14 protein-coding genes are annotated in these 16,010 nt (G+C 69.0%); 3 read left to right on the top strand and 11 right to left on the bottom strand.

Going from position 1 to position 16,010, the window contains the following annotated elements:
* Positions 1–66 precede the first annotated feature (66 nt).
* A complete protein-coding gene (locus tag H5407_RS20325; protein ID WP_183106322.1) occupies positions 67–996 on the top strand; it encodes a hypothetical protein in 930 nt (309 codons plus the stop codon).
* 2 nt (positions 997–998) lie between these two features.
* A complete protein-coding gene (locus H5407_RS20320) occupies positions 999–2,450 on the top strand; it encodes a hypothetical protein (protein ID WP_183106321.1) in 1,452 nt (483 codons plus the stop codon).
* Between the two features lie 177 nt (positions 2,451–2,627).
* Here H5407_RS20320 and dut read toward each other — a convergent pair whose 3' ends face one another.
* Positions 2,628–3,077, bottom strand: a complete 450-nt coding sequence (gene dut, locus H5407_RS20315; RefSeq protein ID WP_183106320.1) for a dUTP diphosphatase — start codon at positions 3,075–3,077, stop codon at positions 2,628–2,630.
* 91 nt (positions 3,078–3,168) lie between these two features.
* Positions 3,169–4,383, bottom strand: coding sequence for a bifunctional phosphopantothenoylcysteine decarboxylase/phosphopantothenate--cysteine ligase CoaBC (gene coaBC / locus H5407_RS20310; RefSeq protein ID WP_183106319.1), 1,215 nt, complete (start codon positions 4,381–4,383; stop codon positions 3,169–3,171).
* A gap of 487 nt (positions 4,384–4,870) precedes the next feature.
* Here coaBC and H5407_RS20305 point away from each other — a divergent pair, with 487 nt between their 5' ends.
* Positions 4,871–6,847, top strand: coding sequence for a YCF48-related protein (locus H5407_RS20305; RefSeq protein ID WP_183106318.1), 1,977 nt, complete (start codon positions 4,871–4,873; stop codon positions 6,845–6,847).
* A gap of 67 nt (positions 6,848–6,914) precedes the next feature.
* Here the strand turns inward: H5407_RS20305 and trmB are convergent, their stop codons facing one another.
* The 9 genes from trmB to H5407_RS20260 form a co-directional block, all read right to left on the bottom strand.
* The gene (gene trmB, locus H5407_RS20300) at positions 6,915–7,652 is read right to left on the bottom strand and encodes a tRNA (guanosine(46)-N7)-methyltransferase TrmB (protein WP_183106317.1); all 738 of its coding nucleotides are present in this window, start codon (positions 7,650–7,652) and stop codon (positions 6,915–6,917) included.
* A gap of 61 nt (positions 7,653–7,713) precedes the next feature.
* Positions 7,714–9,030, bottom strand: a complete 1,317-nt coding sequence (gene deoA / locus H5407_RS20295; protein ID WP_183106316.1) for a thymidine phosphorylase — start codon at positions 9,028–9,030, stop codon at positions 7,714–7,716.
* 4 nt (positions 9,031–9,034) lie between these two features.
* Positions 9,035–9,814, bottom strand: coding sequence for a deoxyribose-phosphate aldolase (deoC, locus tag H5407_RS20290; RefSeq protein ID WP_183106315.1), 780 nt, complete (start codon positions 9,812–9,814; stop codon positions 9,035–9,037).
* 41 nt (positions 9,815–9,855) lie between these two features.
* Positions 9,856–10,701, bottom strand: coding sequence for a purine-nucleoside phosphorylase (locus H5407_RS20285; protein ID WP_183106314.1), 846 nt, complete (start codon positions 10,699–10,701; stop codon positions 9,856–9,858).
* 121 nt (positions 10,702–10,822) lie between these two features.
* Complete coding sequence (cdd, locus tag H5407_RS20280) at positions 10,823–11,236, bottom strand: cytidine deaminase (protein ID WP_220800712.1); 414 nt, start codon at positions 11,234–11,236, stop codon at positions 10,823–10,825.
* A 10-nt stretch (positions 11,237–11,246) separates the two neighbouring features.
* The gene (locus tag H5407_RS20275; protein WP_183106312.1) at positions 11,247–12,212 is read right to left on the bottom strand and encodes an ABC transporter permease; all 966 of its coding nucleotides are present in this window, start codon (positions 12,210–12,212) and stop codon (positions 11,247–11,249) included.
* Entirely contained in the window at positions 12,205–13,323 is a 1,119-nt protein-coding gene (locus H5407_RS20270; RefSeq protein ID WP_183106311.1) for an ABC transporter permease, read from the bottom strand. The genes H5407_RS20275 and H5407_RS20270 overlap by 8 nt, the downstream gene beginning before the upstream one ends.
* A complete protein-coding gene (locus tag H5407_RS20265; RefSeq protein ID WP_220800711.1) occupies positions 13,320–14,870 on the bottom strand; it encodes an ABC transporter ATP-binding protein in 1,551 nt (516 codons plus the stop codon). Before H5407_RS20265 ends, H5407_RS20270 begins: the two co-directional genes overlap by 4 nt.
* 112 nt (positions 14,871–14,982) lie before the next feature.
* Entirely contained in the window at positions 14,983–15,966 is a 984-nt protein-coding gene (locus tag H5407_RS20260) for a BMP family protein (protein WP_255501353.1), read from the bottom strand.
* Positions 15,967–16,010: the final 44 nt, after the last annotated feature.

Below are 16,010 nucleotides of genomic sequence, written 5' to 3'. Positions count from 1 at the left end.
GCCGCGGCTCCCGCCGGCCAGACGCCCCCGCGCATGGCCGCCTGAGGCCCGCCCCGGAGCATCGCCGTGAGCTGCGAGACTGCCCTCCCTCCCGCCGCCGAGGCCCTCGCGGGCAACGAGGCCGCCGCGCCTGCCCCCGAGCCGGCGGTGCTGGCGCTGTCGATCCTGCTGGACCAGGCCGAGGCCCTGCAGGCTGCACACTTGCCAGGCCTGCGCCTGCTGGCGCAGGGTCTGGATCTCGGTGCCATCGACCTGCCCGAGCCCGCCCGACCCACACGCGCGCCGGCCCAGTTGGGCGTGCTGGCCAGCCTCTACCTCGTGCAGGAGCTGGAGCCCATGATCCGCGCCAGCGAGCGCATCGCCGCCCTGTGGAGCAGCGGCGCCATCAGCGTGGCCCTGCCCAAGCTGGAGCCCCTGCTGAAGAAGCTCTGGAAGGAGCGCCGCCAGCGTCTTTCCGGCGACGAGCGCCGCGCCCTGCTGGCCCAGGCCTTCGACCCGGAGGACTTCGAGCCCGCCCTGGCCCGCCTGTGCGGCGCCCTCGTGCCCCTGGCCGACAACGCCGGCCAGCACGATGTGCGCGAGGAGGTGGGCCTGCAGCATGCGGCCCAGGGCCTTCTGGAGATTGCTGCCAGCCGCCTCGAAGGCATGCTGCTGCAGGCGGCCGACGAGCTGCTGGGCCAGCTGCGCAGCGCCCTGCAGCTGCTGGGCGACCGCCAGCTGCAGACCGCCTTCGGCGTGCGGGACCTGCACGGCCTGGTGCGCGCGGCCCTGGTCCACGAGCGCGACGTGCTGGGCGACCTGCGCCAGCGCTTCGACCGCGCCCGCGCCGGCAGCCAGGTGCTCATGTGGTTGGCTCAGGCGGCCAGCCGGGGCTTCGCCATCGCGCCTGCCGACCCAGCCCTGCAGACCCTCATCGCTGCGGCCGAGCGTTGGCGGCTCTCGACCCGGGGGGAACGCGCCGAGGTGGTGAACCTGGCCGTACTGGAGGCCTTCTGACCATGGAGGCCCTGAGCCCCGATCGCGCCTCGGTCCCTGCGCATGCGGGCCCCGTGGCAGCCGCCTTGGGGCTGGATGCCGCGACCCCGCCGCCCTGGCTGCGCGCTGCCGTGCGCCAGCAGCTGGCCCACACCCAGGCCTATGCCGAGCTCCCGCCCGAGCAGCGCCGGGACCTGGCCCAGGCCATGGTCAAGGTCTCCCACCTGGTGGCCCTGAGCCTGCAGGAGGAGCACGAGGCCGAGCAGGCCATCCGCCGCCGCCAGCTCCGGACGCAGCAGTCCGCCGTGCAGAGCCTGGAGGCGCAGCCCGACTTCGGCACGGCCACCCGCCAGATCGGTCAGACGACGCGGGACACGCTCAATGCCATCAGCTTCCCGCGCTTCGTGACCGACCTGCTCAACGGCGTGTTCCGTGCCATGAACGACTCCAACCAGACCCAGCTGCAGCAGTACCTGCAGTTGCTCAACGCGGTGTCTGGATCGGCCCAGGGCTTCGAGCAACTGGCCACGCACGAGACCCAGGCCCGCCAGTGGCTGGTCGATCATTTTCCCGACCAGCTCGAGATGGACGCCCCCGAGGCCCCGGACCCCGAGGACCGCCCCGCGCCCGGCCAGGAAGCCGATCCCGACGACGCCCCCGAGGTGCCGCGCCTGCGCCTGCGCGCGGGCGGCCACATGCCCGAGCCCGACACCCTGCGTGCCGCATTCGGCCTGGGGCCCAACGATCCCGTCGAGGCCGCCAACCCCGAGGCCCTGGTGCCCTTCGCCCGGCGCCAGCTCGCGCGCCAGCGCCAGCAGATGCTCGCGACCATGGTGATGATGGGCATGAACCGCATCGTGATCGACGCCGGCAAGATCAACGCCGCCATGCGCTTCCACATCGACACCCGCAGCGCCGCCTCCCAGGACCGCGGCAGCCAGTTCGGCATGCAGAACCGCGTGAAGGCCGGCGGCAGCTTCGGCATCGGCGCCTGGGGGGCCAGCGCCGAGGTCGAGAACACCATCTCCTACGTCAACACCGAGCGCAGCCAGCGCACCGAGGAGATCAACACCGAGGCCGAGCTGAACTCCTCGGTGGAGCTGCATTTCCATACCGATGCCGTGCCTCTGAACCGCCTCGCCGCCCAGGCCCAGGCCGACCGCATCCGCAATGCCAGCATCAACCCGAGCGCGGAACTGGAGACCGCCCACATCAATGCCCGCCAGCAGCGCCGCGAGGGGCTGCGTACGGGCGACGAGGCGCGCCGCACGAGCATGAACAGCGCCGTGGGCGGGGTGAGCCAGCCCAGCATGCGGGATGCGCCGCTGCCGGTGCCGGCACCGGGGAGCACGGGGGGCAGCGGCGGGACGGGTGGTGCCAGCGGAGGGGGTGGGGGGACGGGTGGTGCGTCGGGTGCCTCTGGGGCATCTGGGGCCTCCGGCGCGAGCGGCGGCGGTGCCGCCACGCCGCCCTGACCTCGCCAGGGGGGCGTTTGCCTGGCCCCACATGCAGGGCATTTCAGTTGCAGCGCGTCAGTACTTGGGCAAGGTGGTCATGCCGGATGGCATGACTGGTTCTGGCCGCGAGCAGTCGCCGCCGGGGATCACTGTGGATGAACTCTGCCGCCACCGGCCACAGTCAAGCCAGCCACCTCAATGCTTCCCCGTCGATCCAAACCCACCCTCACCGCGATCACTCGCACCAAACTCATCCACCACCCGGAACTGCGCCTGCACCACCGGCACGATCACCAGCTGGGCGATGCGCTCCATGGGCTGGATCACGAAAGCCGTCTGGCTGCGGTTCCAGACGCTCACCATCAGCTGGCCCTGGTAGTCGGAGTCGATCAGGCCCACGAGATTGCCCAGCACGACGCCGTGCTTGTGGCCCAGGCCCGAGCGCGGCAGGATCACCGCGGCGAGGCCGGGGTCGCCGATGTGGATGGCCAGGCCGGTGGGCACGAGGTGGGTCTGGCCGGGCTCCAGGGTCACGGCGGCGTCCAGGCAGGCGCGCAGGTCCAGGCCGGCGGAGCCAGGGGTGGCGTAGGCGGGCAGCTGCTCGGCCATGCGGGCGTCGAGGATCTTGAGGTCGATGGTGCTCATGGAAGGGGCTCGGGAAACTATGGGGTCAGGTCTTGCCGTCTGATCAGGCACGTGGGGTCAGGTCTTGCTGCCTGACCGGGAGGGAGGAAACTCAACCGACGCGCCGGGCGATCTCGGCCACCAGCTGGCGGGCCAGCGTGAGCTTGTCGGCGCGGGGCAGCTCGGTCTCGCGGTCGGCCTCGACCAGCACCAGGCTGTTGTCGTCCTTGCCGAAGGTGGCGGGGCCGAGATTGCCCACGACGAGCGGCAGCTTCTTGCGCAGTAGCTTCTCGCGGGCGTGCTTGACGAGATCCTGGCTCTCGGCGGCGAAGCCCACACAGTACGGCGCATCGGGCAAGGCGGCGACGGTGGCCAGGATGTCCGCGTTTTCGGTCAGCTCGAAGGTGGGGGCGCTCTTCTTGCCGTCCTTCTTGATCTTGTGCTCGTTGAGCTGGGCGGGGCGCCAGTCGGCGACGGCCGCAGTGGCCACGAAGACTTCGTGCTGCGAGGCGCGCGGCAGCACGGCCTCCAGCATCTGCTGGGCGCTGGTGACGTCGATGCGGCGCACGCCCACCGGCGTGGGCAGGTGCACGGGGCCCGCGATGAGCGTGACCTCGGCGCCGGCCTCGGCGGCAGCGCGCGCGATGGCAAAGCCCATCTTGCCGCTGGAGAGGTTCGTGATGCCACGCACCGGATCGATGGCCTCGAAGGTCGGGCCGGCGGTGATCAGCAGGCGGCGCCCCTTCAGCAGCTTGGGCTGGAAGTGCGCGATGACGGCCTCCAGCAGCTGCGCCGGCTCCAGCATGCGGCCGTCGCCCACCTCGCCGCAGGCCTGGTCGCCATGGCCGGGGCCCAGCACCTGGGCGCCGTCCGCCTGGAGCTGGGCGATGTTGCGCTGCGTGGCTGGGTGGGTCCACATCTCGCGGTTCATGGCCGGCGCGACCAGCAGGCCACAGCGCTCGCGCGGGCGCGCCAGGGCGGTCAAACTGACCAGTTCGTCGGACCGGCCCTGCACGAGGCGGGCGATCATGTCGGCGCTGGCGGGGGCGATGAGCATCACATCGGCCTCGCGGCTGAGGTTGATGTGCGCCATGTTGTTGGGCTCGCGGGCGTCCCACTGGCTGGTGTAGACCGGCCGGTTGGACAGCGCCTGCATGGTGACCGGCGTGATGAAGGCCTCGGCGGCCTCGCTCATCATCACCTGCACGGTGGCCCCGGCCTTCACGAGCAGGCGGGTGAGCTCGGCGACCTTGTAGCAGGCCACGCCGCCGGAGAGGGCCAGCAGGATGTGCTTGTCACGCAGCGGTATGAGTTCCAGTTCGGGCATGGAGCCGCACTCTAGCAGGCCGTGGCGGCGATCCCGACGATTCAGCTCACGCAAGAGGCGGATGCCGGTCTCGCATGCGTGGCGAACTGCTTTCGTCTATCTGCTATGCTCCCGCGCCGAGACAGCCCAGGCTGTCTCGGCACCGCGTGCAATTCGCGGTGGACCGATACGACTTCAAAACAGATCAACGGCCGCATCTCAAGCGAGCCGCAGAGGAGGATCCACCATGCGCGCTGATCAACTCAGCACCGCTGCCCGTCGCACTCGGGCAATCCAATTGACCATCCTTGTGCTCAGCCTCACCCTTGCTGCCTGCGGCGGTGGCGGAAGCTCCGGCACAGGGAGCTCGCAGCCCCCAGAGCCAACTCAGCCAACTCAGCCAACTCAGCCAACTCAGCCAACTCAGCCAACGCAGCCAACTGACCCCACACCGTCTTTCACCATCAAGACACAGCCTGCTGACCAGAACGTCGCGCTGGGGGCTGCTGTGACCTTCAAGGTCGGCATCGAGGGGTCAGCCACCCTGCAGTGGCAATCCTTCAGCAACGGTGTCTGGGCAGACATCGCTGGAGCGAACGGCACGGAATACACCATCGCAAGGACATCTGGCTCGGATGATGGCCGGCAGTTCCGCGTGCTTGTCTCTTCGACTGGCAAGGCGACGAGCAGCTTGGCCAGCTCTGTGGCCACCCTGAAAGTCGTGCAGGGCGTTGCCTGGTCCTTCAGCTCACCTTCCTTCGTCGGCGCATCCCTGAATGCCGTGCGCTGGATTGACTCCAACACGGCGGTCGCCGTGGGCAGTGGCGGCGCCATCATCCGGACAAAGGATGCAGGGCTCAACTGGTCGATCATTCGAGGCCACGTGGCCGGCACGGAGGATCTGACTCAGCTGAGTGTGCTGGATTCCAAGACGCTCCTCGCTAGCGGAAAGAAGCTGCTGCTACGCTCAACGGATGCAGGGCTCAGCTGGACCACCTTGGCCGCACCTTCGTCGAGCAAACTCGCGATGGCCTTCCGGACCTCGCTGGCGGGCGTCGCAGCCGAGTACGGCGGCAAGCTCTACCGGACCATGGATGGCGGCCAGTCCTGGACCGCTGGCCAGGTGCCAGCATCTGCCGTGATCGAGACGCTGGAATGCCGGCAGCAGCTCTGCATTGCCAGCGGCGTCGATTCCTCGCAGATGTCCAGGAAGAACGCCTGGAAGAGCACGGATGACGGCCTCAGCTGGACGCCCATCGATTTCAAGACGCCCCTGACGACTCTTGATCTCCGTGCGATCACCTTCGCAGGAGATGGCATCTTGTATGCGGAAGGCCGCTATACAGCTGGCCGCAGCAGGGATGGCGGCTCGAGCTGGGAATGGTGGAGCCTCCCAGGGGCTCACATGCCGAGTAGCAGTGGCGTGCTGTTTGCAGATGGCGCCCATGGCATCAGCCGCAGCGGCGCGTACCGAACGCAAGATGGTGGATCGACATGGACGAAGGTCGAATCCGTACCCTTCCGCTCAGAGGACGCGGCCGATCTAGCGTTGTCCAGCAGCGGCTTGGGTCTGGCCATCGACGGGGGTGGGCGGATCAAACGCAGCACTGATTTTGGCAATACTTGGACCTCCGTGTTCCAGGGGCCGGACCACGACCTCGAAGGCTACGACTTCACAGGTGTCGCCTTTTCCAGCCGAGAGACAGGCCTGGCTGTTTGCTCGCAGGGCATCGTGGCCACCAATGACGGCGGCAAGAGCTGGAAGTTGGCCCCCCTGCCATCGATGGCGCAGCCGGACATGAAGGCTGTGGCCTTCGCAGATGCGCAAACGGCGGTGATCGCCAATTACATGCCATTGCGGAGCACGGACGGCGGCAAGTCCTGGCAAGTGGTCAATGGTCTCGTGGTGGGCACGAATCCCGTGGTCGGGTTCTCGTCTGCGGGATGGGGCCTGGTCGGTGGCTCCGCGGGCGTCTATCGGAGTACCGATGGCGGAGCGACCTGGTCGATGGTCTCTACGCAAGGTGGCCCGTGGGGGTTCGGCGCGCTGGCCATTCGTGATTCCGTCGCGCTGCTGAGCGGCTCTGCCGGCGGCATGATGCGAAGCACCGATAGCGGCAAGACATGGAGTCTGGTACCTGGATTCACCGACTGGATCAAGAGCTTGGCTTGGGTGGATGCGCGCACGGTTTACGCCCTGAACACCCAAGGTCAAGTGCTGCGGAGTTCGGATGCTGGCTTGAGCTGGTCGCCTCTCAATGGAGTGGTCAGCGGCCGCTTCGCCACCATTTCGTTCACGAAGGGCGGTCAGCTGGGTCTGATCGCAGGCGCGGGCATCCTGCTGCACTCGGTCGATGGCGGGCAGACCTGGATCAAGGACCTCGAAGGACCCTCGTTCTTCTGGCAGGCCGTAGGCTTCGCGGATGAACACTCACCCGTGATGGTGGGCATGGACGGGGTGATCGCAACGGGCTCGGGCTACTAAGCCCCCTCTGGACGCGGCGGAGGACCGATAACCGTGCTCTCCGCCGCCCCACACGAGGCCGCCGACGTCATAGGCGGCGAGTAAAGACCAGGTCCCAGACGCCGTGGCCCAGCTTCAGGCCGCGGTTCTCGAACTTGGTGAGGGGCCGGTAGGCCGGCTTCTCGGCATAGCCCGCAGCCGTGTTCTGCAGCTGCGGCTCGGCGCTGAGCACCTCCAGCATCTGCTCGGCGTAGGGCTGCCAGTCGGTGGCGCAGTGCAGGTAGCCGCCGGGCGCCAGATGCTCGATCAGCTTGGCCACGAAGGGCGTCTGGATCAGCCGGCGCTTGTTGTGGCGCTTCTTGTGCCAGGGGTCGGGAAAGAAGATGTGGATGCCGGCCAGGCTGGCCTTCGGGATCATCTGCTCCAGCACCTCGACGGCGTCGTGCTGGAAGATGCGGATGTTGGGGATGTCCTGCTCGCCGATGAGCTTCAGCAGCGCGCCCACGCCGGGTTCGTGCACCTCGCAGCCGATGAAGTCGTGATCGGCCAGGGTCTGGGCGATCTGCGCCGTGGCGCCGCCCATGCCGAAGCCGATCTCCAGGACCACCGGCGCCTTGCGGCCAAAGACGGCCTCGTAGTCAAGAGGCGTCGCGGCCTGGAAGGGCAGCACAAAGCGCGGGCCCAGCTCGGCCAGGGCCTTGATCTGGCCCGTGCCCATGCGGCCGGCGCGCACGACGAAGCTCTTGATGGCGCGGCGCGGCGCCTCGCCGTCAGCGGGCGTGGCGTCTTGGGGATCGTGAGGCGTGAGGTCGGACGGCGTGGTCATGGGAAATTCCGGGCGAAGGGCCTGGATTTTACCGGCGCCCTGCCCGTTCGCCGCGGCCTGCTCAGCCGATGACGTCCATCACGATGGGCGCGGCGGCGATCGCGGTGCCCGGCTCCGCCAGAGTCACGGCCGCTTGGTAGGCCGCGATCACCCGCTGGGCCTGGGCCTCGTCGGCCGAATGGACCATCGCCAGTGGCTCGCCAGCGGCCACGCTGGCCCCCACATGCCGCACGGCGGACAGGCCCACGCGGAAGTCGATGGCATCGCTGGCCACGCGGCGGCCGCCGCCCATTTCGACGATGAGCAGGCCGATGTCGCGGGTCTTCATGGCCGACAGCACCCCGGCGCGCGGCGCGGGAATGGCCTGGATCACGGGCGCGGCCGGCAGGTAGGCCTGCGGGCGCTCCATCAGGTCGGCCGGGCCGCCCAGGGCCACGACCATCTGCGCGAACTTCTCGGCGGCGGCGCCGCTGTCCAGGGCCCGCTGCAGACGGGCGCGAGCGGCGGCGGTATCGGCCGCAAGGCCGCCGATCACCAACATCTCGGCGGCCAGGGCCAGGGTCACCTCGTGCAGGCGCGACTCCTGGCGCTCGCCCTTCAGGTAGGCGATGGTCTCGGCGATCTCCAGCGCATTGCCCACCTCGTCGCCCAGCACCTCGTTCATGTCAGTGATCAGGGCGCGGGTCTTGAGGCCGGCGCCGCCAGCCACGGCCACGATGCTCTCGGCCAGTTCACGGGCGAACTCGGGGGTGCTGGCAAAGGCGCCGTTGCCGCACTTGATGTCCATGGACAGGCCCTGCAGGCCCGCCGCCAGCTTCTTGGAGAGGATGGAGGCGGTGATCAAGGGCACGCTCTCCACCGTGGCGGTGACGTCCCGCGTGGCATAGAAGCGCTTGTCGGCCGGGGCCAGGTCGCCGGTCTGGCCGATGATGGCGCAGCCCAGCTCGCGCACGATGCGGTCGAAGCGGGCGGGGTCCGGCGTGGTGGTGTAACCGGGGATGGCCTCCAGCTTGTCCACGGTGCCGCCCGTGTGGCCCAGGCCGCGGCCGGCGATCATGGGCACATAGCCGCCGCAGGCCGCCACCATGGGGGCCAGCATGAGGCTGACCTTGTCGCCCACGCCGCCGCTGGAGTGCTTATCCAGCACGGGGCCGGGCATGTCGGGCCACTGCATCACGCGGCCGGAGTGCATCATGGCGCGGGTCAGGTGCACGGCCTCCTCGCGTCCCATGCCGCGCAGAAAGACGGCCATGCCCAACGCAGCCACCTGGCCCTCGCTCCAGCTGCCGTCGGTGAGGCCCTTCACGAAGGACTGGATCTGGGCCTCGGAGAGGGCCTGGCCGTCGCGCTTGGCGCGGATGATTTCTTGGGCGAGCATGGATTCAATACGCAGAGGTGACGGCCTGGGAGGCCTGGCCGGACAGCACGGATTCGATGTCCTTCAAGAGGCCGCTGGCGCCGAAGCGGAAGCGGCGCGCCTGCAGGGCGTCGGCGCCCAGCACATCGGCGGCCAGCTGCAGATAGCCCTGGGCATCGGCCACCGAGCGGATGCCGCCCGAGGCCTTGAAGCCGGCGGAGGCCATGCCCGAGGCGGCAATCTCGCGCAGCATCACGCGGGCGGCCTCGGGCGTGGCAGAGACGGGCGTCTTGCCGGTGCTGGTCTTGACGAAATCGGCGCCTGCGGCGAGCGAGAGGCGCGTGGCCTCGGCGATCAGCTCGGACTCGGCCAGCTCGCCGGATTCGATGATGACCTTGAGTGTCAGCGGCCGGCTGGCGTGGCGCACCTCGGCCAGGAACTCCTCCACCTCGCTGCGCTGCCCCGCCTGCAGGGCACGCCAGGGGAGGACGACATCGACCTCGTCGCCACCGGCTTGCGCGATGGTCTCGATGTCGGCGATGGCGCGGGCCAGGTCCAGGGCGCCTTCGGGGAAGTCGGCCACGGCGGCCACTTTGATTTCGGGCGGCAGCATCGAACGTGCCTGCGACACGAAGCGCGGCCACACGCACACCGCGGCCACAGGGCCGAAGGCGGTCTGGGCGCGCTCGCACAGGGCGGTGACGTCAGCGGCGGTGTCGGCGTCGTTGAGGCTGGTGAGGTCCAGGCACTGCAGGGCCAGGCGCGCGGACTGGAGCAGGTCCAGGCGGGCGGGTGTTGTTGTCATGTGTGTCTCTCCAGGCAGCGCAGGGCTGCCCTTCAGGTAGCTCAACCCTTGAGCGAGTCGAGGTCAGCCATGCCGGCGATGACCTGGGCCAGGTAGGCAGCGGCGCGCGCGCCGGAGGCCTGGGCCTGCTGCAGGGTCAGCGCGTGGGTCAGGGCTTCGTTGGACAGGCCGGCGGCCATATTGGTCATCAGGGCCAGGCCCATGACGCGCAGGCCGGCGTGGCGGGCCAGGATGGTCTCGGGCACGGTGCTCATGCCCACGGCGTCGGCACCCCAGGCGGCGAACATGCGGATCTCGGCCGGGGTCTCGAACTGCGGGCCCAGGGCCCAGCAATAGACGCCCTCGCCCACGATCAGGTTCTCGGCCTTGGCCACGGCCTTGGCATGCTGGCGCAGCTCGGCGTCGTACGCTGCGCTCATGTCCACGAAGCGCTCGCTGCCGGGCTCGCCCACGATGGGTGAGCGCTGCGGGGCGTTGATGTGGTCCGAGATCAGCATCAGGCTGCCTGGCGGCATGTTCGGGCGCAGGGAACCGGAGGCATTGGTCTGCACCAGCACCTTCACGCCCCAAGCCTTGAGGCTGCGCAGCGCGCCGGCCATGCCGGTGCAGTCGCCGCTCTCGTAGGTGTGGGCGCGGCCGCGCAGCATGACCACGCGCTGCGCGCCCATGGTGCCGACGACCACCTCGTTCACATGGCCCTCGACCTTGGGCTGCGGGAAAGCCGGCAGCTCCGCATAGGACAGGTGCTGCGCGCCCTGGACCTGCTCCACGGCGCCGGCCCAGCCGGAGCCCAGCACCACGGCCACCTCGGGCGCGGCGCCGAACTGGGCCTGCAACTGGGCGACGCTGGCGTCGATCTTGGGGTTGAGGGTGTTGCGGTCGATCATGTTTGTTCTCCGTGTTCAGACGGGCGGCAGGGCACTCGCAGGGAAACGCCGGGCCGCCCCAGGCTTCCATGCCCCCCTCGGGGAGCGACCTGGCACGCAGTGCCAGGTCTGGGGGCGCTCATCACTTCAGGTGGTCCGGGCCGAAGCTGGCCGGCAAGAGTTGTTCCAAAGTCCAGTGGGCTTTGATGCCCGAGGGGTCTGCAGCGATCACGACAAGATCGCCGCTGTTGAATTCGCGCAGCTTCTGGCGGCAGCCGCCACAGGGCGTGATGATCTCGGGGCCGGGACCCATCACCAGCACGGCGCGGGCCTGGCGGCCGCCGGCCATGACCATGGCTCCCAGGGCGGTGGTCTCGGCACACCATCCTTGCGGGTAGGCGGCGTTCTCGATGTTGCAGCCGGCATGCACGCGGCCCTGCTCATCGAGCACCGCGGCGCCCACGGCGTACTTCGAGTAAGGCGCATGCGAGTGGCTGCGGGCGCCGGCCGCGGCGGCCAGCAGCTGCTGCTGCAGCGCGTCATTGAGAGGCAGCATCGCTCTTCCTTCAGCGTTCTTTGACATAGGGCCGGCCCAGGGCCTTGGGCGCCAGGGCCTGGCCGATGAAGCCCGCCAGCAGGATGACGGTCAGCAGATAGGGCAAGGCCTGGATGGCCTGCACCGGCACCTCGCCCAGGCCCGGCAGCTTCACGCCCTGCAGGCGGATGGCGACAGCATCGAGGAAGCCGAACAGCAGGCAAGCTGCGGCGGTAGGCAGGGGCTTCCACTTGCCGAAGATCATGGCGGCCAGGGCAATGTAGCCGCGGCCGGCGGTCATGTTGGGCGCGAAGGAGGCGTTCTGGGCCAGGGTCAGGTAGCTGCCGGCCAGGCCGCACAGCAGGCCGTTGAGCAGCAGCGCGCCGTAGCGCAGACCCTTCACCGAGACGCCGGCCGCCTCGACCATGGCCGGGTTCTCGCCCACGGCGCGCAGGCGCAGGCCCGGGCGGGTCCGCTCCAGGAAGTACCAGACGGCGAAGACCAGCGCGAAGGCCGCGTAGACCAGGCCGTTGTGGCTCAGCAGGCCATGGCCGAAGACCGAGGCGAACCACTGCCCTTCGGCGGGTTCGGCAAAGGCCGCCGCCAGGCCGTGCAGCCGGACCTCCGGCGAGACCGGCGGGGTCTGCCCCCCCTGGGCGAACCAGGCGATGCCCAGCACCACCGTGAGGCCCGCCGAGACCATGTTGATGGCCACGCCCGACACCACCTGGTCACCGCGGTGGCTGACACAGGCAAAACCATGCACCAGCGACCACGCACAGGCCACCAGCAGCGCGGCCCCGACGGCCAGCACGGTGGAGCCGCTCATCGCGCCCACGGCCGCCGCGGCAAAGGCGGCCGACAGCATCTTGCCTTCAAGCCCCAGGTCCACCACACCCGAGCGTTCGGACAGCAGGCCAGCCAGCGCGGCCAGCAGCAGCGGCGTGGTGACGCGCAGAGTGGAGGCGACCACTGAACCGATCAGAACTTCATCCATGCCTGGACTCCTGGCGCTTGAAGGCGGCGTAGAGCTTCGCGAACATCGGCGCCGACACCATGGCCATCGCCCCCGCGAACAGCACGATGAGGCCCTGCACCGTCACGACCATTTCCCGCGAGAAGCCCGGCACCTCGAAGGACACCTCAACCCCGCCCTGGTACAGCACGCCAAACAGCAGCGAGGCCATCACGATGCCCACTGGGTGGTTACGCCCCATGAGGGACACAGCGATGCCGGTGAAGCCGGCACCGGCGACGAAGTCCAGGGTCAGCTTGCCCTGCACGCCGGAGATCTCGTTGATGGCCACCAGGCCAGCCAGCGCGCCGGACACCCCCATGGCCACCAGCACCTGCAGGCGCGGGCGGATGCCGGCGTAGTGCGCGGCCTCGGGCGCCGAGCCCACGGCGCGCAGGCGGTAGCCGGCACGGCTCTTCCACAGGAACCACCAGACAAAGACGCAGGCCAGCAGCGCCAGCGCCAGGCTCAGGTTCAAGGGCGAAGACGGCCACTCCAGGCCCAGCTTCTCAGCCAGGGCATGCAGGGTGGGCATGCGGGCGCTGTCGGCGAACTCCAGGCTTTCGGGCGACATGGAGCCCGCCGGACGCAGCCAGTTCACCAGCAGGTACACGTTCAGGCTGGCCGCCAGGAAGTTGAACATGATGGTGGTGATCACGATGTGGCTGCCGCGCCAGGCCTGCAGATAGGCCGGCACCGCCGCCCAGGCCGCGCCGAACAGCGCCGCGCCCAGCACCAGCAGAGGCAGCATCACCGCAGCGGGCAGCTTGGGCGAGAGCCACAGGGCCAGCAGGGCCACGCCCAGGCCGCCGAAGGTGGCTTGCCCTTCCCCGCCGATGTTGAAGAGCCCGCCATGGAAGGCCACGGCCACGGCCAGGCCAGTGAAGATGAAGGTGGTCGTGTAGTACAGCGTGTAGCCCAGGCCGCGACCGCTGCCCAGGGCGCCCTCGACGAGCACCGAGAAGGTCTGCGCCGGGCTCTGGTGGATGGCCAGCACCACCAGGGCGGCCACGCCCAGCGCGACAGCCAGGTTCCACAGGGGCAGCAGCACCAGGTCCATCCAGCGCGGCAGGGTCAACGATTGCGCGCTCATGCCTGCGCCTCCTCGGGCTGGGCCGTCATCAGCAGGCCCAGGGTCTTTTCATTGCAGTCGGCGATGGCCAGCTCGCCGGTCACGCGGCCGGCGTTCATTACCACCACGCGGTCGGCCAGGGCCAGGATCTCGTCCAGCTCGCTGGAGACCAGCAGCACCGCGCAACCTTCGTCGCGCAGCCGGCGCAACTGGCCGTGGATGAACTCAATGGCACCGATATCCACGCCGCGCGTGGGCTGGCCCACCAGCAGCACCGCTGGCTTCTGGGCGATCTCGCGGGCCAGGATCAGCTTCTGCTGATTGCCGCCGGAGAACTTGCTGGAGCCCAGCAGCGAGTCGCGAGGGCGCACGTCGAAGCGCTCCATGAACTCGGCGGCCTGCGTCTTCATATGGGCCTGGTCCATGGACAGGCCCAGGGGCCAGGCCCGGTACTGGTCCTGCTCGTGGTAGCCCAGGGCCGCGGTTTCCCAGGCGGGGAAGCTCATCACCATGCCGCACAGGTGCCGGTCCTCGGGCACATGCGCCAGGCGCAGCGTGCGGGCCTGCGAGGGTGTCATCCAGGCGCCGGGCTCGAAGGACTGCCCGGCCACCGTCAGCCGGCCAGACGCAGGCACCTGCATGCCCGACAGCAGGGCCAGCAGCTCGCTCTGCCCATTGCCCGACACGCCGGCCACGCCGACGATCTCGCCGGCCTTGAGGTCCAGGTCCACGCCTTTGAGCGTCTGCACGCCCTGCTCGTTGCGCAGGACGAGGCCGTGAGCCCGCAGACGCAGCTCGCCAGCCTTGGCGCCCTCGCCTTCCTTGCGGCCCAGGCTGACCTTGCGGCCCACCATGGACTCAGCCAGGTCCTCGGGATTCGTCTCGGCGATGGCCACCGTCTTGACCACCTGGCCGGCGCGCATCACAGTGACGGCGTCGCACAGGGCCATCACCTCCTTGAGCTTGTGCGTGATCAGCAGGATGGTCGTGCCCATGGCGCGCAACTGGCGCAGGGTCACGAAGAGCTGCTCGGTTTCCTGGGGCGTCAGCACGGCGGTGGGCTCGTCCAGGATCAGGATGCGGGCGCCACGGTACAAGGCCTTGAGGATCTCCAGGCGCTGCAGTTCTCCCACCGGAAGATCGCCCACCAGGGCATCCAGACGCACCTGCAGGCCGGTCTCGCGCATGAGGGCCTCCAGCTTCGCCCGGGCCGCCTTCTTTGCGCCGCCGAGGAAGAAGCCGCCCTCGGCGCCCAGCATGACGTTGTCCAGGCAGCTCATAGTCTCGACCAGCATGAAGTGCTGGTGGACCATGCCGATGCCCTGGGCGATGGCGACCTGGGAGTCAGGGATCTGCACGCGCCGGCCCTGGATCTCGATGTGGCCCTCGTCGGCCTGATAGTAGCCGTAGAGGATGGCCATCAGCGTGGACTTGCCGGCGCCGTTCTCGCCGACGATGCCATGGACCGTGCCCGCCGCGATGCTGAGGCTGACGCCGCGGTTGGCCTGCACGGCGCCGAAGCGCTTGGAGATCTCGCAAAGGCGGACCGCCGGCTGGGCGGTGCTCATCGGAGCTGTCATGGGAGGTAGGGAATGTGGCGCTGGGCGGGCGCCGCACTGGACGCCCCGCGATTTCCAGGCGACAGATCTGACCGGGGTCAGGTCTTGCCGCGGGGGCTCGTCAGTACTTGCAGGCGTTGTCCGCCATGTAGTCGGCGACCTTGATCTTGCCGGCGATGATGTCGGCCTTGTAGGCCTCGACCTTGGCCTTGATCTGGGGGCTGATCAGCTTGGCGTTGTGCTGATCGATGGCGTACTCGACGCCGTTCTCGCTCAGGCCCAGGATCTGGATGCCGGGCTTCCATTCCTTCAGCACGTTGTAGACGGCCACGTCCACGCGCTTGACCATGGAGCTGAGCATGGTGCCGGGCTGCAGGTGGTTCTGGTTGCTGTCCACGCCGATGGCCAGCTTGCCGGCATCCTTGGCCGCCTGGTAGACCCCCACGCCGGTGCCGCCGGCGGCGGCGAAGACCACGTCCACGCCCTTGGCAAACTGGGCCTTGGCCAGCTCACCGCCGCGCGTCGGGTCATTCCAGGCTGTGGCCGTGGTGCCGGTCATGTTGGCCTGAATGTCGATCTTGGGATTGGCCGCCTTGGCGCCCTGCTCGTAGCCGCACTGAAACTTGCGGATCAGGGGGATGTCCATGCCGCCCACAAAGCCCACCTTGCCGGTCTTGCTGGTCAGCGCAGCCAGGGCGCCGATCAGGAAGCTGCCCTCGTGCTCCTTGAAAACCACGGCCTGCACATTGGGCATGTTGACCTTCTCGTCAATGATGACGAACTTGGTCTTGGGGAAGTCCTTGGCCACCTGCTGCAGGGCCGAAGCCTGGGCAAAGCCCACCGAGATGATGGGGCTGGCGCCGCGCTCGGCCATGCGGCGGATGGCCTGGGCGCGCTGGGTGTCGTTGCTGATCTCGAACTCGAGGTAGGGCTTGCCCGTCTCGGCCTTCCAGCGCTCCACGCCGCGGTAGGCAGCCTCGTTGAAGCTCTTGTCGAACTTGCCGCCCATGTCAAAGATGACGGCCGGCTGCTGGGCCTGCGCGGTGGTGGCGGCCAGGGTCAGCGCGGCAAGGGCCGTCGCGGCGAAAGCGTGCATGGTCTTCATGGTGGGCAATTCCATCTCGACAGATCAGACAACAGACAGGATGA

This window comes from Mitsuaria sp. WAJ17 (assembly GCF_014174515.1).
GTDB lineage: Bacteria > Pseudomonadota > Gammaproteobacteria > Burkholderiales > Burkholderiaceae_C > Roseateles_B.
This window is presented reverse-complemented; position numbering and strand designations above follow the sequence as displayed.